This is a genomic window from Janthinobacterium sp. Bl 1 (assembly GCF_058215535.1).
Genome location: NZ_CM177086.1, coordinates 5,398,748 through 5,418,693 on the forward strand (window position 1 = coordinate 5,398,748; position 19,946 = coordinate 5,418,693).

The window sequence follows — 19,946 nt, forward strand, 5'->3', positions numbered from 1 at the left end:
ACGCTGGCGTTGCAGCGCAAGCTTTACTTTCTGGCATCGAAGCCCGATACTCGGCCACATGCCCGCCATCACTGTCCGCTCCCTCACGCCAGACGACGCCAGCGCCTACCGCGCGCTGCGCCTGGCCGGCATCGCCGAACTGCCCGCCGCCTTCTGCACCACGCATGCGGCGGAAAGCGGCTTGCCCTTGGCACAGATAGCCGAGCGCTTGCGCGCCACATCGCACCAAATAATATTTGGCGCTTTCAACAAGGAACAATTGATCGGCATTGCCGGCCTGCGCCGCGAACCGATTGCCGTCGTGCATGACAAGGCCAGCCTGTGGAACGTGTACGTGACACCGCAGGCACGCGGCTGCGGCGCGGGACGGCAACTGGTGCAGGCGGCCATCGCGCACGCCTGCAGCGTGCCCGAACTGGCCCGCGTGCGCCTGGCCGTGGCACAGGACAACGACGCGGCATTGCCACTGTACCTGGCCTGCGGTTTTACCCTGGAAGACTGTCCCGCATCGGATGGCATGCTGCAAATGCAACTGTTGCTGCCCCGTCCAGCCCGTGCAAGTGTCGAAAGTAATGTCTTTATGAAAATCAATACCTTACAAATCCCTGCGAAATAGCGGACAGGCCGTTTTTTCTGTTGCAAGCAAACGCGGCAGGCCTTAGCATCGCGGCTTACAAAAAAAACTTGGGGAGAGCCAATGTCATCGGCCGAGACACAAACCGCCACGGGCAAAATGCCCCGGCAAATACCGTACATCATCGCCAACGAAGGCTGCGAACGCTTCAGCTTTTACGGCATGCGCAACATCCTGACGCCATTCCTCATCAGCACCTTGCTGCTGATGATCCCGATCGACCAGCGCACGGGCGAAGCCAAGCACGTGTTCCACACCTTCGTCATCGGCGTGTACTTCTTCCCGCTGCTGGGCGGCTGGCTGGCCGACCGCTTCTTCGGCAAGTACAACACCATCTTCTGGCTCAGCCTCGTATATTGTGCCGGTCATGCCTGCCTGGCCCTGTTTGAAAACAGCGTCAACGGCTTCTATTTCGGCCTGTTCCTGATCGCCTTCGGTTCCGGCGGCATCAAGCCGCTCGTGGCCTCGTTCGTCGGCGACCAGTTCGACCAGACCAACAAGCACAAGGCCAAGCTGGTCTTCGACCTGTTCTACTGGATCATCAACTTCGGCTCCTTCTTCGCCTCGCTGCTGATGCCGATGTTCCTGCGCGACTACGGTCCCTCGATCGCCTTCGGCATTCCCGGCCTGATGATGCTGGCCGCCACCATCGTCTTCTGGATGGGCGCCAAGAAATACGTGCACGTGCCGCCAGCGCCGCCGAACCCCGATTCGTTCACCCGCGTGGCCCGCACGGCCCTGCTGGCGCGTGTCGACGGCGGCTCGCGTCCCGGCCTGTACGTGGCCTACGTCGGCGTGATCGGCGCCCTGTATGCGTTCTACAGCATTCCTGAATGGGGCTTCGTGATTTCCGCGTGTACCGCACTGGTCTTGCTGCTGGCCTTCGGCAGCATCGGCACGGCCATGCAGCTGGAACGCGCACGCGGCATCCACCCTGACGAAGCCGTCGAAGGCGTGCGCGCCGTACTGCGCATCCTCGTCATCTTCGCCCTCGTCACGCCGTTCTTCTCGCTGTTCGACCAGAAGGCCTCGACGTGGATCGTGCAAGCGAACACCATGGAAAAACCAAGCTGGTTCCTGCCGGCGCAGATGCAGGCGCTGAACCCGATGCTGGTGATGCTCCTGATCCCGTTCAACAACCTGGTGCTGTACCCGATGCTGAACCGCTTCGGCTGGGAAGCGACGGCCCTGCGCCGCATGACGGCCGGTATCGGCTTTTCCTCGCTGGCATGGATCGTCATTGGCCTCTTGCAGCTGGCCCTCGACAGCGGCAGCGCCGTCTCCATCATGTGGCAGATCCTGCCGTACGCGCTGCTGACGTTCGGCGAAGTGCTGGTCTCGGCGACAGGCCTGGAGTTTGCGTACAGCCAGGCGCCCGTCTCGATGAAGGGCGCCATCATGAGCTTCTGGAATCTGTCTACGACGGTGGGCAATCTGTGGGTGCTGATCGTCAACCGCAGCGTCATGAACGAAGGCGTGATCGGCAAGATCGCCGAAAGCGGCATCAGTGTGACGGCCTTCCAGATGTTCTTCTTCGCCGCCTTCGCCGCCGTGGCCATGCTGGCCTTCGGCCTGTATGCGAAGCGCTACAAGATGGTGGACAACTACCGCCAGGCGGTGGTGCCGGGCAAGGCGTAATCATACAAGTAGGTCGGATTAGCCCGAAGGGCGTAATCCGACAACGCTGCTGACAATGTCGTCGGATTACGCGTGGCGATGCCACGCTAATCCGACCTACGCATTCTTCTTTTTTACGTCGTCACCGTGGGCGCATCGCGCCCCGTGCGCTCGCGGATCTGCGCCAGTTGCTCGGCCACCGCGATCAGCCCCGCCAGCGCTTCCTGGGTCGGGATGGCGTGCCGTGCCGGATCGGCTTCGTAGCGCTCCAGGTACAAACGCAGGGTGGCGCCTTCGGTGCCCGTGCCGGACAGGCGCAGCACGATACGCGCGCCGTCCGTCATGATGATGCGGATGCCCTGCTGCGTGGCCACGGAGCCGTCGACGGGGTCCGTGTAGCTGAAGTCGTCGGCCAGCGCCACCGTGTAGCCATTGACGACCTGGCCCGGCAAGGCGGCCAGCTGGCCGCGCACGGCCTCCATCAGCTGCGCCGCGCAAGCGCTGTCGATGTCGTCGTAGTCGTGGCGCGAATAGTAGTTGCGGCCATACATGGCCCAGTGCGCGCGCACGATGTCTTCCACCGATTGCTTCTTCTCTGCCAGCAGGTTGAGCCAGAACAGCACGGCCCACAGGCCATCTTTTTCGCGCACGTGGTTCGAGCCCGTGCCGTAGCTTTCTTCGCCGCACAAGGTGGCCATGCCGGCGTCGAGCAGGGTGCCGAAGAACTTCCAGCCCGTCGGCGTCTCGTAGCACGGTATGCCCAGCGCGCCAGCGACCCGGTCGGCCGCGCCCGACGTCGGCATGGAGCGGGCGATGCCGGACAAACCGGCGCGGTAGCCGGGCGCCACGCTGGCGTTGGCGGCCAGGATGGCCAGGCTGTCCGAGGGTGTCACGTCGAAGCGTCGGCCGACGATCATGTTGCGGTCGCCGTCACCATCGGAGGCGGCGCCGAAGTCCGGCGCATCAGCGCCGGCCATGATGGCGATCAGCTGCTGCGCGTTGACGGGATTCGGGTCCGGATGGCCGCCGCCAAAGTCTTCCAGGGGCAGACCGTTGATGACGCTGCCCTTCGGCGCGCCCAGCATGCCTTCCAGGATGGCCGTCGCATACGGGCCGGAGACGGCGTGCATGCCGTCAAAGCAGATGCGCAAGCCGCCCGCGAACAGGACGCGGATGGCGTCGAAATCGAACAGCTGCTGCATCAGTTCCGCGTAGTCCGCGACGGAATCGATCACTTCGACCGTCATCTGCTCGATGCGCACGGTGCCCAGGGTATCGAGGTCGATATCGGCAGCGTCGCTGATCCGGTATTCGGTGATAGCCTGCGTGCGCGCAAACATGGCTTCGGTGACCTTTTCGGGCGCCGGGCCGCCACTGGCGATGTTGTACTTGATGCCGAAATCGCCATCGGGGCCGCCCGGGTTATGGCTGGCCGACAGGATGATGCCGCCACTGGCGCCCTGCTTGCGGATCACGCAGCTGACGGCCGGCGTCGACAGGATGCCGCCCTGCCCCAGCAGCACGCGCGCATAGCCGTGCGCGGCCGCCATGCGCAGCACCGTCTGGATGGCCGCACGGTTGTAGTAACGCCCGTCGCCGCCCAGCACCAGGGTCTGGCCGCGGCAGTCGCCGAGCGTGTCAAAAACGCTCTGCACGAAATTTTCCAGGTATTGCGGCTGGCTGAACACGCCCACTTTCTTGCGCAGGCCCGACGTGCCTGGCCGCTGGCCGGCTATCGGCGCCGTATTGATGATTTGAATAGCCATCTTGCCTCCATGTTAACTTTGCATGTTAACGCATGCGCGGCTGGCGGCAAAGCGTTGTACGTCTGCCACGGTGCGGTAAACCGCTTACGCTGGCTGCGGCAATGCCGCTCCTCACTCTTGCATGTCTCGCAACCCCGCACTATAATAAGAATAGTTCTCATTCACATTTAGGCTCTCACCAGAGTCTGCACGCAGTCACCGGCTGGTGCGCAGCTGGATGACACGCTGCGCCAGCCAGGCACTACGCCAAGCAAGCCTTCCCCTATCAATACCTGTGTGCCGCACAAAGGCAGGCGCACGAGAAGAAGGATGTTTCATGGCGCGAGCACGTTCGCTGGCCGGCATGGTTGCCGGCCCGTTTTCCCCACCGATTTCCAAGGTTGCCATGCGCCCGCTGGCCATCGCCGTGCATTCGGCCTTGCTGACGGCGGCGCTGGGCGCGGGCGCGGCCCTGGCAGCGGAAGCGCCCGCCAAGCCCGAAGAAGCCACCTTGAGCGAAATCAAGGTGCAAGCCCAGCAAGACAAGGCGTCGACCGAGCACACGGGTTCCTACACCACCAAGCAGATGGCCACGGCCACGCGCATGGGTCTTTCCATCCGCGAAACGCCGCAATCGATTTCCGTGGTGACGCGCCAGCGCATGGACGACATGGGGCTGAACAGCCTGGCCGAGGTGCTGGTGCAGTCGACGGGCGTGACGGTGCAGGAAAACGACAGCGAACGCACGAGCTTTTCGGCGCGCGGCTTTTCCATCGGCAATTACCAGATCGACGGCGTGGCCGTCAATTCCGGCAGCAATGCGCTGTTCGACACGGCCATCTATGACCGCATCGAAATCGTGCGCGGCGCCACGGGCCTGGTCAGCGGCAATGGCGACCCGTCGGCCACCATCAACATGCTGCACAAGCGTCCAGGCAAGGAGTTCGCCGCCTCGGCCGGCCTGACCGTCGGTTCGTGGAACAAAGTCCGCCTCGAAGGCGACATCAGCGCGCCGCTGAATGCCGACGGCAGCATCCGCGGAAGAGTCGTCGTGGCAGGCCAGAACCGCCATTCCTATATGGACCTGTACAAGGAACGCAAGCTGGTGGGCGCCGTCATCGTCGAGGCGGACCTGACGCCGGACACTCTGCTGACGGCCGGCATCGACTATCAAAGGAACACGCCGAAAGGCACGAGCTGGGGCACCACGCCCCTGTTCTTCTCGGACGGCACCTCGGCCAACATGCCCCGCTCGTTCAACATGGCGGCCAAGTGGAGCAGCTGGGAGCGTGAATTCGAAAACAAATACGTCTACCTCGAGCACCGCTTCGCCAACGACTGGAAGATCAAGGCTGCCTACGGGCGCCTGGACAGCTCCTCGAACGGCAAGCTGTTCTACGGCGGCAGCGGCTTTCCCAACCGCGATGGCAGCGGCCTGGAAGTCTGGAGCGGCGCCTTCCCCTACGATGAAAAACAGGACAACTTCGACCTGTCGGCCAATGGCGCCTTCACCCTGCTCGGCCGCCAGCACGATCTGGTGCTGGGCGTGAACGGCTGGAAGCGCACCGGCACGACGAATGAAACCCTGCTGCCCGATCCGCTGCCCTACGCCACCACCATCCCCGACTTCCGCCACTGGACGGGCGACGTGCCCGAGCCGGTACTGACGCGCACGGGCGCGCGCGACATCGCCACCACCAAGCAGTCGGGCGCTTTCATCGCCACGCGCATCAACGTCACGGACAACTTCAAGGTGCTGGCCGGCGCGCGCGTCTCGCGCTGGGAAACATATAACGACCGCATCGACACCCAGGGCCGTTTCGTGAAGCGCAGCTCCGCCTACAAGACGGACGACGTCGTCACGCCGTATGCGGGCCTGGTGCTCGACGTCAGCAAGAGCACCTCGCTGTACGCCAGCTACACGGACCTGTTCAAGCCGCAAAACCTGAAGGACAAGAACAACGCCTTCCTCGACCCGATCACGGGCAGCAACGTGGAAGCGGGCGTGAAGAGCGAATTCTTCGACGGCGCCGTGAATGCTTCGTTCGCCGTGTATGAAGCCAAGCAGGACAACCTGGGCGAGGAAGACAAATCGGTGCCGCTGACCTTCGTGCTGCCCGATGGCAGCCGTCCCTATGTCTCTTCGGGCAAGGGCACGAAAAGCAAAGGCTACGAAGCGGAAGTGTCGGGCAGCCCCTTGAGCGGCTGGCAGCTGTTCGCCGGCTACACGCACAACAAATCGAAGACGGGCAAGGGCGTGGTGACCAACACCATCCAGCCGACCAATATGCTGCGCGTCTCGACCACCTACCGCCTGCCGGGCGAGCTGCAAAACGTCACCGTCGGCGGCGGCTTGAACTGGCAGAACGAGATCTACACGACAGCCACCCTGCCGAACAAAAGCAAGATCCGGGTCAGCCAGGGCAGCTACGTGCTGGCCAACCTGATGGCGCGCTACCAGATCAGCCCGAAACTGTCTGCCAGCCTGAATGTCAACAACCTGTTCGACAAGACGAATTTCCGCCGCGTGGGCTTCTATAACGGCGGCTATTACGGCGAGCCGCGCAACGTGGCGCTGAACCTGCGCTACCAGTACTGACGCACGATACGAGCCGATTTTCCATTCTCATCACAAACTAAGGGATACACCATGCACATCACTTCCATCGCGCGCCTCGGCGCCCTCGCCACCGCCCTGCTGGGCGCGGCTATCGCCTCCGGCAGCGCCAGCGCGCACCAGATCTGGCTGCAGCAGGACGGCAAGGCGGCCAGCGTGTACTTCGGCGAATTCGGCGACAACCTGCGCGAAGCGTCGCCCGGCCTGCTCGACAAGTTCAGCATCAAGAACGTGACGTGGGTATCGGCCAAGGGCGCGCAGCCGCTGCAGGCAAGCAAGACGGCCGGCGCGTTCCTCCTCAATGGCAAGGTGGGCGCCGGCGAAAGCATCATCGTCGAAGAAGACAACTACCCGTCGTGGGAAGAGAAAAAGGATGGCAAGGCCACGCGCACCGTGTGGGTCCCGGCGGCGCGCCTGATCGCCGACGGCAAGGCGCAGACGCCAGCGCTGACCCTGGACCTGGTGCCAACCGGCAAACCAGGCCAGTTTCAGGTCAGCTACCAGGGCAAGCCGCTGGCGCAAGCCAAGGTCAACGCCGTGGTGCAGTCGGGCTGGGGCAAGGAAGCGTGGAGCGATGCGCAAGGCCTGGTCAGCTTCCCGCTGCCATGGAAGGGCACCTATGTGCTGGAAGTGCAGCACACGGACAAGACGGCGGGCCAGCGCGGCGCGCAAGCGTATGACAAGGCGATGTTCGTGACCACCCTGAGCCTGGTGCAGCCGCAAGGCGTGACGCCGCTGCCGGCCGGCCCTGCCCTGCCGCCCAGCAAGGATCACGACTGACCATGCCAGCGCCAGCCATCACTAAAATCGCGCGCCTGCGGCTGTCCGCCGGCGCCGTGTACCGGCTCGGCGTAGCCTCGCGCAGCGTGGCGGCCATCGTCGGCGGCTACGTGCTGGCCGCGCTGGTCACCATGCTGCTGTCGGTAAGCCTGCCCATGGCCCGTTCCGAAGCAGTCATGACAGCCACACTGCTGTCGTTTGCCATCTATACCTGCGCCGTGATGTGGGTCTTCGCCACGCGCAGCGCGCTGCGCGCCTGGCTGGGCCTTCTGATACCGGCCGCCGTCATCGCCGCCATCCTGCAGTGGATGGACGCACTATCCTGGAGTCTCGCATGAAAGAAGGTTTCCGCCAGTCGATGGCATGGCTGCACACCTGGTCCGGCCTGCTCGTCTGCTGGATCTTGCTGCTGGTGTTTTGCGCCGGCACGGCCAGCTACTACCGCAATGAAATCACGCTGTGGATGCAGCCAGAACTGCATGGCGCCGCCGCCAGCCAAGTGAGCACCGAGGAAGCGGCCAAGGTCGCGCAAAAAGCGATGGAAGAGCGGGCCACGGGCGCCACGCGCTGGTTCATCAGCCTGCCCGGCGAGCGCAGCCCCGCCACGCAACTGGGCTGGAGCAAGCCATCGCAACCGGGCGAAAAGAAACGCGGACGTCGCGGCAATTTTCATAGCGAAAAGGCCGATCCGGCCACGGGCGATGTGCTGTCCAAGCCGCGCGAGACGCGGGGCGGCGAATTCCTCTACCGCCTGCACTTCGACCTGCACTACATGCCGGCCATCTGGGCCCGCTGGATCGTGGGTTTCTGCGCCATGTTCATGTTCGTCTCCATCATCAGCGGCATCGTCACGCACAAGCGCATCTTCAAGGACCTGTTTACCTTCCGGCCGAAAAAGGGCCAGCGCTCATGGCTCGATGCACACAACGTGACGGCCGTGCTGGCCCTGCCATACCACATCATGATCACCTACACGGGCCTGGTCACGTTGATGTTCCTGTACATGCCATCGGGCGCCACGGCCGCCTACAAGGGCGACAAGGACGCCTTCTTCGCCGAGGCGTTTCCCGGCCGCTCGGGCGACAGCAAGCCGGCCGGCGTGGCCGCGCCGCTGACGGCGCTCGCGCCCCTCGTGCGCCAGGCGGAACAGCACTGGGGCGGCGGCAAGGTCGAACGCATTTCCGTCAACCACCCGGGCGACGCCAACGCCACCATTTCACTGACGCGCGCGGGCGGGCGCGACATGTCATCGAAACAGCCCTCGATGGAATTCGATGGCGTTTCCGGCAAGCTGCTGTCGACCGACGGTGACGCACAGCCTGGCGCGGCCGCCACGCAAGGCGTGATGGTGGGACTGCACGTCGCGCATTTCGGCGGCCCGCTGCTGCGCGCCCTGTTCTTCCTGTCCGGCCTGGCCGGCTGCGCCATGGTCGCCACGGGCGCCCTGCTGTGGGCCGTCAAGACGCGCCAGAAGCAGGCCAAGGCGCTGGCCGCCGGCAAGCGCGCCAGCTTCGGCCTGCGCCTGGTCGAGGCGCTCAACATCGGCGCCATCGCCGGCATCCCGATCGCCTTCGGCGCCTACTTCTGGGCCAACCGCCTGCTGCCGGTGGCGATGGAAGACCGGCCGCAAGAGGAAATCGCCTGCTTCTTCGGCGCCTGGGCCCTGGCCGCCATCATCGCCCAGCTGCGCCCGTCACGCGCCATGTGGCGCATGCAGCTGGCCGCCGGCGCCTTCCTGCTCGCGTCGCTGCCTGTGCTGAACGTCTTCACCACCGATTCGCACCTGGGCGTCACGCTGTTCCTGGGCCGCGGCCCCGTGGCGGTGGCCGCCTTCGACCTGGTGGTGCTGGTGCTGGGCCTGGGCCTCGCGTATGCGGCGTTCAAGTTGAAGCCGCTGCCCGTGAAAGCGGCCAAGGCGGCGCCAGTACAACCGGCGCAGACGATGGAGGCCGCGTGATGGAGCTGCTGTCGAACTTCCTCGTCTTTGCCTTGTGCTATGCGGGCCTGTCTTCGCTGTGCCTGGCGATGGACCGCCACTACGCCGACCTGCACGGACGCGGCGCCGAACCGCCCGCACCGCTGCGCCGCCGCCTGCAGTGGACGGGCTGGCTGGCGCTGGCGGCGGCCCTGGCCTGGGCCATGCACATCGCCGGCGGCGGCTATGGCCTCGTCTACTGGGTCGGCAGCCTGACGGGCTGCGGCTTGCTGCTGATCTGGCTGCTGCCGTATGCGCCCCACCAGGCCATGCGCCTGGCGCGCATGATCGGCGTGGCGGCCTTGCTGGCCGCCGTCGCGCTGGCCGTGCTGTAATTATCATGGCCATGACACCCCTGCTGCCCACGCAGCTGGAAAGCCATTACCGCGCGCACCACGGCTGGCTGGCGCACTGGCTGCAGCGGCGCCTGGGCAATGCTGCCGAGGCGGCCGACCTGATGCACGATACCTTCGCGCGCCTGCTGGCCGGCGCGCCCATGCAGCCGCAAACGCCGGCCCTGCGCGCGCCCAAAGCTTACCTGGCGACCGTCGCCAAACATCTGCTGATCAACCATTTGCGCCGCCAGTCGCTGGAACGCGCGTGGCTGGCCACGCTCGCCACCCTGCCCGAACAGCATGTGCCATCGACCGAGCAGCGCGCGGAAATCCTGCAGGCGCTGCAAGCGGTCGACGCCATGCTCGACGGCCTGAAACCGAAGGTGCGTGCCGTCTTCATCATGGCGCAGATCGAAGGCCATGCCTATGCGGATATCGCAGCACAGCTGGGCATCGGCGAGCGCTCCGTGAAACGCTACATGGCCGAGGCACTGACCGAATGCGTACTGCTGGCGCAGGACTTGCCGGCATGAGCGCGGCCACTTCGCCATATCCACCGTTGTCGCGCAAGGTGGCGCGCCAGGCCGTCGAATGGTATTTGCTGGAGCAATCGGGCCAGGCCACGCCGGACGACCTGGCAGCCAGCGTCCAGTGGCGTGCACGCGACCCGGAACACGCGCGCGCCTGGAACCGGGTGCAGCAGGTGAGCCAGACGGCAGGCATGCTGCCGCCGGACCTGGCCGTGCCCGTGCTGCGCCGGCCGCAGCGCCGCGTGGCAGTGCAAGTGCTGCTGGCGCTGATGGCGGCGCCCGCAGCCTGGCTGCTGGTGCGCCAAGACATACTGGCCGATTACCGCAGCGGCGTGGGCGAACGACGCGAAGTCTCGCTGCCCGATGGCAGCACCGTGGTGCTCAATACGGACAGCGCCGTCGATGTGGCGTATGGCGCCGGCGAACGCCGGCTGACCCTGCGCCGCGGCGAAGTGCTGGTGCAGACGCGCCCCGACCATGCGGGCAGCCGCCCTTTCATCGTCGCCACCTGCCATGGCCGCATCCGCGCGCTGGGCACGCGCTTCACCGTGCGCGTCGACGACGACGGCAGCCGCGTGACGGTGCTCGAACACGCGGTGGAAATCACGCCGCGCGCGCCCTCGGCCACCATCCGCACGCTCGTGGCGGGCCAGCACAGCCGCTTCGACGCCAATCACGCCGGCCTGCCCACGCCGGCGCCGCTGCAAGCCGATGCGTGGGCGCGCGGCATGCTGGCGGTGCAGGATATGCGCCTCGATACCTTCGCTGCCGAATTGTCACGCTACCGCCCCGGTCTGCTGCGCGTGGAGCCGCAAGTGGCGGGCTTGCGCCTGTCGGGCGCCTTCCAGCTCGACGACACGGACGCCGTACTGGACAGCCTGGCGCGCATGCTGCCCGTCGACGTGCTGTACCGCACCCCGTACTGGGTCACCCTCGCGGCCCGCAAAAAATAATTGTTAAAAATTGGCCCCTTTTTTCGGCATGGCCTGTCCTGTAAGTACGACAACCACACTCACCGGAAAGGCCAGACCATGCAACCACCCCGTTTGACTCCCCTCGCGCGCGCCATCGGCAGCGCCTTGATCCTGCTGTCGCTGGCGCAGGCGCCGGCCATGGCGGCCGATGCCGCCGCGCCAGCCGCCGCGCAAACGGTCTTCCACGTGCCGGCCGGCGAGCTGTCCGCCGCCATCACCAGCTTTGCCATCGAAGCAAAAGTGAGCGTGGGCGCGGCGGCCGAACTGCTGCAAGGCGTGCGCACGCCTGGCCTGAGCGGCAGCTACACGGTGCCCCAGGCACTGGCCCGCTTGCTGGCCGGCACGGGCCTCGAGGCGCTGCCCAGCGGGGAACGCAGCTACGTGCTGCGCAAGGCGGGCGCCGCATCGACCGGCGCGCCGATTGCCGCCACCCTGGACGAAGTGGCAGTCAGTTCCAGCGCCCTGCGCGACGGCACCACGGAAGGCAAGCGCGGCTACGCGGGCCTGACCAGCGCCACGCGCCTGAACCTGTCGCTGCGCGAAACGCCGCAGGCCGTCAGCGTCATCACGCGCCAGCAGATCGACGACCAGGGCTTGCGCACCTTGCAGGACGTGCTGGTGCAGGCGCCCGGCATCACGGTCGACCATTCGTCAAGCACGCGCGAATACGACCAGGTATTTTCACGCGGCTTCGAAGTGACGTCGTACATGTTCGACGGTATCCCGACCAGCAAGAACCTGGAAGCGCGCACCTACGACATGGCCATCTACGACCGCGTCGAAATCATCCGCGGCGCCACGGGCCTGATCAGCGGCACGGGCAGCCCGTCGGCCGCCGTCAACCTGGTGCGCAAGCGCCCGGGGCGCGCTTTTGCCGCCACGGCCGGCGCGCAGTTGGGATCATGGGACCGCTACCGCATCGAAGGCGACGTCTCGACACCGTTGACGGCGGACGGCAAGGTACGCGCGCGCCTCGTCGCCGCGCATGAAGACCAGCGCTCGTTCATCGACCGCTACCGGCAGAAAAAGGACGTGCTGTACGCCATCGTCGAAGCGGACCTGACGCCGTCGACGGTGCTCAGCGCCGGCATCAACTACCAGCAGGAAAAGCTCAAGGGCGCGGGCCGCGAATTCCCCATGTTCTATGCCGACGGCTCGCAGACCCGCTTCCCCCGCTCGATGAACGGCACGGCCGCGTGGAGCACGTATGACCGCGAGCAGAGCATGCTGTTTGCCACGCTCGACCATTATTTCGACAACGACTGGATCGCCAAGCTGGCCGTCAGCCGCAGCAGCAACCGGTACGACGCCTTGCAGGGTTTTTCCGGCAATGGCTACCCGGACCGCATGACGGGCGGCGGCATGCGGCTGTGGCTGGCCAACTGGCACAGCAAGCCGCAACAGACCTCGCTCGACGCGTACGTCAGCGGACCGTTCCGGGCCTTCGGCCGCCAGCACGAACTGGTGCTGGGCGTGAGCGCCTCGGAACTCGAGACGAATAGCCCCATCTATCCGGGCTGGCGCCTCGCCGGCTATGATCATGCGGTGCCGAATATCCACGCCTGGAATGGCGATATGCCGGTACCCGACTACAGCGGCACGCGCCTGGGCAGCTCGTACGACAAGGAGCGCGAAAGCGGCCTGTATTCGACGCTGCGCCTGCGCCCGACGGACGCGCTGTCGGTGATCCTGGGCGCGCGCCTGTCGTACTGGAAGCGCGACATCCGCAGCGATTACGATGCCGACACGGACCTGTACGACGCGATGCGCGAAAACGGCAAGATCACGCCGTATGCGGGCCTCGTCTACGACCTGGGCCGGAACTGGTCGGCCTATGCCAGCTACACGAGCATCTTCACGCCGCAAAGCCAGCGCGACGTCAACAGCCGCTTCCTGGCACCGCTCGAGGGCAAGAACTACGAAGTGGGCGCCAAGGGCGAATTCTTCGGCGGCAAGCTCACCACCAGCGCCGCCGTCTTCCAGCTGAAGCAGGAAAACCTGGCCGAAGCCGATCCGGGCAATGTCTGGATCATCGGCACGGGCGGCGGCTCCTACGCCTATCATACGGTCAAGGGCGCCACCACGCGCGGCTTCGAGGCGGAAGTATCGGGCCAGTTGCGCCCCGACTGGCAGCTGACGGCCAGCTATGCGCATAGCCGCATCCGCAATGCCGCCGGCGCACGCATCCAGACCAACCAGCCGCAAAACATGGCCAAGCTGTGGACCACCTGGCGCCTGGCGCAAGGCATGCCTGGCCTGGTGCTGGGCGGCGGCGTGAACTGGCAGAGCGATATCTACATGGACGACCGCGGACCGAATGGCGAACGCTTCACGCAGAAGGCGTATGCGGTGGCGGGACTGATGGCGCATTTCCAGGTCAGCAGGCAGCTGGTGGCGACCCTGAACGTCAATAACGTCTTCGACAAGCGCTACTATTCGACGGGCATGGGCGGCTACTACGGCGATCCGCGCAACGCCATGCTGTCGCTGCGCTATCAGTTCTGAATGGCTTCGCTACTTTTGAGCAGCGCCTCGATGTCCTCGGGCGCCACGGCGCGGCCGAGAAAATAGCCGAACGCTTCGTCGCAACCCATCTCGGCCAGCAGTTCCAGCTGCTCGCCGCTTTCCACGCCGCCGGCGATGGTGCGCAGTCCGAGCGTGCGCGCCATCGCCACGATGGCGCGCACCACGGCGCTATCGCCGCCCGGCTTGCCCAGGTCGTCGACGAAGCACTTTTCGATCTTGACGGCATCCGTTGGAAAGCGTTTCAGGTAAGTGAGCGAGGCGTCGCCCGTGCCGAAATCGCTGATGGCGATCGCCATGCCCAACTGGCGGAACTGGCGCAGTATCAGCTCGCAGTTCTGGTTGCTGTCGATCAGGATGCCGGCGGCGATTTCCAGTTCGATGCAATGGCCCGGCACGCCGGCCGCCTCCAGCGCGGCGGCGAAATTGCGCGCGATATCGCGCTGGTAGAACTGGCGCGCGGACAGGCTGACGGACACCGTCAGCATCTGCCCCTGCGCGATCCAGCTGCGCGCCTGCTCCACGGCCGTGGCCAGCACCCAGGCGCCGACCGGCAGGATCAAGGCGCTTTCCTCCAGCACCGGTAAAAAGTCGAGCGGCATCATCAGGCCCAGTTCCGGGTGCTTCCAGCGCAGCAGCGCCTTCACGCCCGTGATCCTGCGCGTCTTCAAGTCCATGCGCGGCTGGTAGTACAGCACGAATTCATTGCGTTCGAGCGCGTGGCGCAGGGCCGTCTCGAGGATGGTGCGCGAATACGACTGCGTCTGCATGCGCGGCGCATAGCGCTGGCAAGTACCGGGCGCGTGGCGCTTGGCCGCATACATGGCCAGGTCGGCCTTTTCGATCAGCGCATTGACGTCGTCATCGTCGTCCGGGTACAGGGCCACGCCCACGCTGGCTGCCACCGACAGGCTGTATTCGCCGATGACGAAGGGCGCGGCGATGGCGCGGACGATTTTCTCGGCCACCCGCTCGGCATCGTGTGCCGTGCGCAGTTCCGTCAGCAGGATGATGAATTCGTCGCCGCCCTGGCGCGCCACCGTATCGACCTTGCGCACGCACTGCTGCACCCGGCGCGCGAACTCCGTCAGCACCTGGTCGCCCACGTCGTGCCCCAGGCTGTCGTTGATGGATTTGAAGCGGTCGATGTCGACGAACAGCACGGCCAGCAGCCCCTGGTGGCGGCGCGCGTAGGCGATGCCGTGCTCGAAGCGGATCTGGAAATGCAAACGGTTCGGCAAGCCCGTCAAGCCGTCGTGGTGGGCGATGAATTCCAGCTGCTGCTCGGCGCGCCGGCGCGCCGACACATCGTGCAGCAGCAGCACCGCGCCGCCCTGCGCCAGTGGCGCGCAGCTGTACTGCACGTCGATGCGCTTGCCGTCGAGATGGCGCAGCAGCACGGCGCCGCGCGCCACTTCCAGCACTTCCTGCCGCGCCACGCAGTCGCGCACCTGGCGCGCCGCATCGATGGGCGTGCCGTCATGGAACAGCGGCAGCAGCTGCGTCACGGGCTGGCCCGGGCCATCATCGCCCAGCAGTCCGCCCATGGCGCTGGCGCGGGGATTCAGGTACCGCACCACGCCATCGTGGTCGGTGCCGATGACGGCCGCCGGCAGCGCATGCAGCAGCGCCAGCGCATCGGCCATGCGTTGCGCCTGCGCCGCCTGCAGCACGACGTCCGTCGCATGGCGCATGCGCCACATGCGCGCCGCCCGCCACTGGCAGGCCAGCAGCACGGCGAGCACCATGGCCAGGGCCAGGCACAGCGCCAGCAGCAGCGCCGTCATGCGTCACCCGGCAGGCGAAAAGTACGGAACATGGTTTTCCTTTGCAACGTGCGCCATGCGGCCGGGCGCAGATACATGCTGAAAGGAAATAATATAAGAATTTTGGCGCGATATTTGCCTGATCGGGCGCCGCTTGACTGGCATCAAGCGGCGCGTGGCACGCCCGCTTCAGGCCAGCGACAGCGTCCGGGCCGGGGCGGAACCCGCCGCTGCGGCCACGCCGGGCGTGCCATGCAGCTTGAAGATACTGACGGCGTCGGCCAGGCTGGCCGCCTGCTGCTGCAGCGCGTCCGCGGCGGCGGCGGCCTGCTCCACCAGGGCCGCGTTCTGCTGCGTCACGCCATCCATCTGGCTGATGGCGATGCTGATCTGCTCGATGCCGTCGCGCTGCTCCACGCTGGCCACGGCGATCTCGCCGATGATGGCGTTTACGCGCTGCACGCTGCTCACCACGTCATCCATCGTGCGCCCCGCCTGGCCGGCCAGCACGCTGCCCTCTTCCACCGTACGCACGGATTCGCCGATCAGCTGCTTGATTTCCATGGCCGCCGCACTTGACCTCTGCGCCAGGCTGCGTACTTCCGTCGCCACGACGGCAAAGCCGCGCCCCTGTTCGCCCGCGCGCGCCGCTTCCACGGCCGCATTCAGGGCCAGGATATTCGTCTGGAAAGCGATGCCGTCGATGACGGCGATGATGTCGACGATGCGCTTGGACGAGGCATTGATATGGCTCATGGTCTGCACCACCTGCGCCACGGCTGCGCCGCCGCGCTGCGCCACGTCGGACGCGCCGCCGGCCAGCTGGCGCGCCTGGTCGGCATTCTCGTTATTCTGCCGCACGGTGGACGTCAGCTCGATCATCGAGGCGGCCGTCTCTTCCAGCGAACTGGCTTGCTCTTCCGTGCGCGAGGACAGGTCCATATTGCCGCTGGCGATTTCCGCCGAGGCCGTGGCGATGGCGTCCGTACCGGTGCGCACCCGTCCCACGATGGCGGCCAGGTTGCCGCTCATGGCTTTCAGGGCCCGCAGCAGGTCGCCGATTTCATCGCGGCTGCCATCGGCCACCACGGCGCGCAGGTCGCCGGCCGCCACCTGCTGGGCGATGCCGACGGCCGCGCCCAGCGGCAGCGTGATGCTGCGGATCAGCCACCACACGGTGACGGTACCAACCACCAGGGTCACCAGCACGGTGGCCAGCATGACGATGCTGGCGCTGCGATGCGCGGCCGCGTCCTGCTCCTTCATCTGCGCCATCAGGCTGTGCGACTGCTTGCCGATGGCAGCGACGATGGCGTCGATCTGGCGCGTCGGTTCACGATCCATGCCCTTGACCAGCGCATCGACCACGTGGGCGCTGTCGGCGCGCGCGCCATCGAATTTTTGCAGGGCCGCCAGGTAGCTCACGCCCAGCGCGTCGTGCGCCTGCAGCGCCTGCGCCACGGGCGCCGTGTCGAGCCCCAGCGAAGCCATCATCGATTGCAGGCTTTTCAATTCCTTGCGCGTCTGCGCGCCGCTGGCGACGAACGCTTCGCGGTAGCGCTGGAAGGCGGCCGCATCGCCGCCGCGCAGCAGGATGTTTTTCCACTCCTGCACCTGGATCTTGAATTCCACCTGCGCGCTGCGTGCCGCGTCGATGGCTTCCGTCAGGGCCACGGCGCGCTGCATGGCGTCCGCGCTGCGCGCACTGGCCGCGTCGAGCGCGCTCCAGCCGCGCGCGCCGACGAACACCAGCGCAAGAAAGAAGAAGGCGCCCAGCAGACCGAGGCGGACGGAGATTTTCAGATTCGCAAGTTGCATGTGTTTCTCCCGGAGGCAAGAACAGGATGGCAACAAAGGCGCCGCCAAAACTATCCAATTCTCACCAAATAGGGAAATCATGCGGCGCGCCCCATGAAAAACCAAGCAACGCTTTCGTTAGAGAAACACTTTCAACATAGAAACAACAAATTACAAGGAAAGGTTGACTGCCTGGCCATAGTGACACGCTCGCAGCATGGTCAGGCCGGCAATCTTGCCGGTCGCTTCAGCGCTACACCGCCGCCGCGCCGGCAAATTCCTCGCGCAGCAGCGGATACAGACGCCGGTAGCGCGCCAGCCGTTCGTCCAGCACGGCGGACGCTTGCGGCGCGATTGTCTCCTGCGCGGCTGGCCGCGTGCACACCTGCGCGGGCGGCAAGCCCGTCACCGCCATCTGCGCCAGACGCGCCGCGCCCATGGTGCCGCCAGCCGCGCCGTGGTCGTGGCGCAGCACCTGCAAGCCCGAGGCATTCGCGCACAGCTGGGCCCAGAAGCGGCTGCGCGAACCGCCGCCGACGAACGATGCTTCTTCCAGATGCGTGCCGGCGCTGCGCAAGGCCGCATTGCCGTCGGCCATGGCAAAAGCCACGCCTTCCATCGCGCTATAGGCCAGTTCCGCACGGCCGTGTTCCGTCGACAGGCCAAAGAACACGCCGCGCGCGGCAGCGTCGTTGTGCGGCGTGCGCTCGCCGCTCAAATACGGCAGGAAGATGGGCGCCGTGCGCGCCTCGACGTTTTCCGCCAGGCTGACCAATTCGCCGATGTCGCTCGACTGCGTCAGCCGCGCCACCCAGCTGAGGCTGGACGCGGCACTGAGGATCACGCTCATCTGGTGCCAGCGCTCGGGCAGGCAGTGGCAGAACGCGTGCACGCCCTGGCCCGGATTCGGTGCAAAGCCGTCGCTGCCGGCAAACAGCACGCCGGACGTCCCCAGCGACAGCAGGCCGGCGCCCGGCTCCACCACGCCCAGGCCGACAGCCGCCGCCGCATTGTCGCCCGCGCCGCCGGCCAGCAGCACCGGGTGCGCGATGCCCCATTCCTGGCACAGCGATGGCCGCACCTGCGCGGCGGCGGCGCTGCCTTCGACCAGGCGCGGCATGTGCTCGCGCGTCAAACCGGTGGCCGCCAGCATGCGCTCCGACCAGTCGCGTTTGGCCACGTCCAGCCACAGGGTGCCGGAAGCGTCGGACATGTCGGACACGTACTCGCCCGTCAGACGCAGGGCCACGTAATCCTTGGGCAGCAAGACCTTGGCCGTGGCGCGGAACAGCGACGGTTCGTACTTTTGCAGCCACAGCAGCTTGGGCGCCGTGAAGCCGGGCATGGCCTGGTTGCCCGTGATGGCGCGCGACTCGGGCACCAGTGCCTCGAGTTCCACGCATTCGGCAAAGGCGCGCGTGTCGTTCCACAGGATGGCTGCGCGCAGCACGTGCTGCTGCTTGTCGAGCAGGGTGGCGCCATGCATCTGGCCCGACAGGGCGATGCCGCGCAAGCCGGAAAACGCCACCGGTTGGGCGGCGCGGATGGCGGCGATGACGTCCAGGGTGGCGTGCCACCAGTCTTCGGGATTCTGTTCCGACCAGCCGGGATGGGGGCTGGACACGCGCAGGGTCACGCCGGCGCTGGCAACGATGGTTTGCGCGTCATCGGTGAGGATGGCCTTGACTTCGGAAGTGCCGATATCGATACCGAGATAAGTCATTTGATTCCAGAATAAAGTTAAGAATGGCCGTCGCCGGAAGGATCGGGCATGTTCATCAGCAGGCAGGAGCGGAATTTCGACGGCGACATCTGCTTGTGCGCCAAAAACTGGCGGTTGAAATTGGAAAGGTTGTTGAAGCCCGTGCGGTAGCAGATATCGGTGACCTTCATGTCCGTATTCATCAGCAGCTCGCAGGCCAGCGCGATGCGCTCCTGGTTCACGTACTGGATGAACGAGGTGCCCGTATGCTTGCGGAAGAAACGCGTGAACTTGAGCGTATTCATCTCCGCCACGTCAGCCACGTCCTGCTCGCAAAAATCGAGCGTGATGTTCTGCTTGATATACGCCAGCACCAGGTTGATGGTCGACGACATGTAGCGGCCCGCCTGCGCCAGATAGGTGACGCTGGCCAGGGGCCGCCGCTCGCGGCACTCGCACAGCTCGCCGAACAGGCGCGTAAACAGTTCAACCCGGCGCAAGCCCTGCGCCGTCGTCAATTCCTTCATCAGCGGCACCAGGCGCAGGCCCAGCGCATCGGGAAATTGCAAGCCCCTGGCAGCCTCGCCCAGCAGGGCTTTCAGGGGCGCCATTTCCGGGAACAGCAGCGCGCAGCGTTCGATGAAGTCGCCGGAAAACTGCAGCACCAGGTCGCGCTCGGGCAAGACCACGCCTTCCGGCAGTTCGCTGACCCAGTTGTGCGGCAGGTTCGGCCCCGTCAGGATCAGATTGCCCGCCCCGTAGCTGCCGATATGGTCGCCGATGAAAAATTTGCCGTTTGACGTGATGATGAAGTGCAGTTCGTACTCGGGATGAAAATGCCATTTCGCCACCGTGTGCGGAAAGCCGTGCGCCCACGCGCGAAACGATTCATGGATCGGTTTGTGGATCAGTTCCAGGTCAGGCGTCACGGCAGTTCCTTACGCGGTCTCG

General features: G+C 65.7%; 15 protein-coding genes. 10 read left to right on the forward strand and 5 right to left on the reverse strand.

The window, feature by feature from the left end:
* Positions 1 to 58 precede the first annotated feature (58 nt).
* Positions 59 to 616: a GNAT family N-acetyltransferase gene (locus AC4BCN_RS24375; protein ID WP_490491946.1), complete on the forward strand. Its 558-nt coding sequence runs from the start codon at positions 59 to 61 to the stop codon at positions 614 to 616.
* An 81-nt stretch (positions 617 to 697) separates the two neighbouring features.
* Positions 698 to 2,272 carry a POT-type proton-dependent oligopeptide transporter gene (locus tag AC4BCN_RS24380; protein WP_128142106.1) on the forward strand — a complete coding sequence of 525 codons (1,575 nt, stop codon included), beginning with the start codon at positions 698 to 700 and terminating at the stop codon, positions 2,270 to 2,272.
* A 113-nt stretch (positions 2,273 to 2,385) separates the two neighbouring features.
* On the opposite strand, the gene AC4BCN_RS24385 is transcribed toward AC4BCN_RS24380, so the two are convergent.
* On the reverse strand, positions 2,386 to 4,017 hold the full coding sequence (locus AC4BCN_RS24385; protein ID WP_338679573.1) for an alpha-D-glucose phosphate-specific phosphoglucomutase: 1,632 nt from the start codon (positions 4,015 to 4,017) through the stop codon (positions 2,386 to 2,388).
* Between the two features lie 316 nt (positions 4,018 to 4,333).
* Between AC4BCN_RS24385 and AC4BCN_RS24390 the strand changes: the two genes are divergently transcribed.
* The 8 genes from AC4BCN_RS24390 (at position 4,334) to AC4BCN_RS24425 (ending at position 13,712) form a co-directional block, all read left to right on the forward strand.
* Positions 4,334 to 6,595, forward strand: coding sequence for a TonB-dependent siderophore receptor (locus AC4BCN_RS24390; RefSeq protein ID WP_338679574.1), 2,262 nt, complete (start codon positions 4,334 to 4,336; stop codon positions 6,593 to 6,595).
* Between the two features lie 51 nt (positions 6,596 to 6,646).
* Positions 6,647 to 7,393 carry a DUF4198 domain-containing protein gene (locus AC4BCN_RS24395; protein ID WP_490491947.1) on the forward strand — a complete coding sequence of 249 codons (747 nt, stop codon included), beginning with the start codon at positions 6,647 to 6,649 and terminating at the stop codon, positions 7,391 to 7,393.
* A 2-nt stretch (positions 7,394 to 7,395) separates the two neighbouring features.
* Complete coding sequence (locus tag AC4BCN_RS24400; RefSeq protein ID WP_490491948.1) at positions 7,396 to 7,731, forward strand: DUF3649 domain-containing protein; 336 nt, start codon at positions 7,396 to 7,398, stop codon at positions 7,729 to 7,731.
* On the forward strand, positions 7,728 to 9,350 hold the full coding sequence (locus AC4BCN_RS24405; RefSeq protein WP_490491949.1) for a PepSY-associated TM helix domain-containing protein: 1,623 nt from the start codon (positions 7,728 to 7,730) through the stop codon (positions 9,348 to 9,350). The genes AC4BCN_RS24400 and AC4BCN_RS24405 overlap by 4 nt, the downstream gene beginning before the upstream one ends.
* Positions 9,350 to 9,703, forward strand: coding sequence for a DUF3325 domain-containing protein (locus AC4BCN_RS24410; protein WP_128143260.1), 354 nt, complete (start codon positions 9,350 to 9,352; stop codon positions 9,701 to 9,703). Before AC4BCN_RS24405 ends, AC4BCN_RS24410 begins: the two co-directional genes overlap by 1 nt.
* Positions 9,704 to 9,708: 5 nt before the next feature.
* The gene (locus AC4BCN_RS24415) at positions 9,709 to 10,236 is read left to right on the forward strand and encodes a sigma-70 family RNA polymerase sigma factor (RefSeq protein WP_490491950.1); all 528 of its coding nucleotides are present in this window, start codon (positions 9,709 to 9,711) and stop codon (positions 10,234 to 10,236) included.
* Positions 10,233 to 11,186: a FecR domain-containing protein gene (locus tag AC4BCN_RS24420; RefSeq protein ID WP_490491951.1), complete on the forward strand. Its 954-nt coding sequence runs from the start codon at positions 10,233 to 10,235 to the stop codon at positions 11,184 to 11,186. The genes AC4BCN_RS24415 and AC4BCN_RS24420 overlap by 4 nt, the downstream gene beginning before the upstream one ends.
* 78 nt (positions 11,187 to 11,264) lie before the next feature.
* The gene (locus AC4BCN_RS24425) at positions 11,265 to 13,712 is read left to right on the forward strand and encodes a TonB-dependent siderophore receptor (protein WP_490491952.1); all 2,448 of its coding nucleotides are present in this window, start codon (positions 11,265 to 11,267) and stop codon (positions 13,710 to 13,712) included.
* On the opposite strand, the gene AC4BCN_RS24430 is transcribed toward AC4BCN_RS24425, so the two are convergent.
* From AC4BCN_RS24430 to AC4BCN_RS24445, 4 genes are all read right to left on the reverse strand, one after another.
* On the reverse strand, positions 13,703 to 15,517 hold the full coding sequence (locus AC4BCN_RS24430) for a putative bifunctional diguanylate cyclase/phosphodiesterase (RefSeq protein ID WP_490491953.1): 1,815 nt from the start codon (positions 15,515 to 15,517) through the stop codon (positions 13,703 to 13,705). The two genes, AC4BCN_RS24425 and AC4BCN_RS24430, sit on opposite strands and share 10 nt — an antisense overlap.
* Before the next feature lie 168 nt (positions 15,518 to 15,685).
* Positions 15,686 to 17,314, reverse strand: a complete 1,629-nt coding sequence (locus AC4BCN_RS24435; protein WP_128142095.1) for a methyl-accepting chemotaxis protein — start codon at positions 17,312 to 17,314, stop codon at positions 15,686 to 15,688.
* Positions 17,315 to 17,546: 232 nt separating this feature from the next.
* Complete coding sequence (xylB, locus tag AC4BCN_RS24440; protein ID WP_490491954.1) at positions 17,547 to 19,016, reverse strand: xylulokinase; 1,470 nt, start codon at positions 19,014 to 19,016, stop codon at positions 17,547 to 17,549.
* Positions 19,017 to 19,033: 17 nt separating this feature from the next.
* Positions 19,034 to 19,924 (reverse strand): AraC family transcriptional regulator, encoded by an 891-nt coding sequence (locus tag AC4BCN_RS24445; protein WP_034747313.1) that lies wholly within the window; start codon positions 19,922 to 19,924, stop codon positions 19,034 to 19,036.
* Positions 19,925 to 19,946 lie beyond the last annotated feature (22 nt).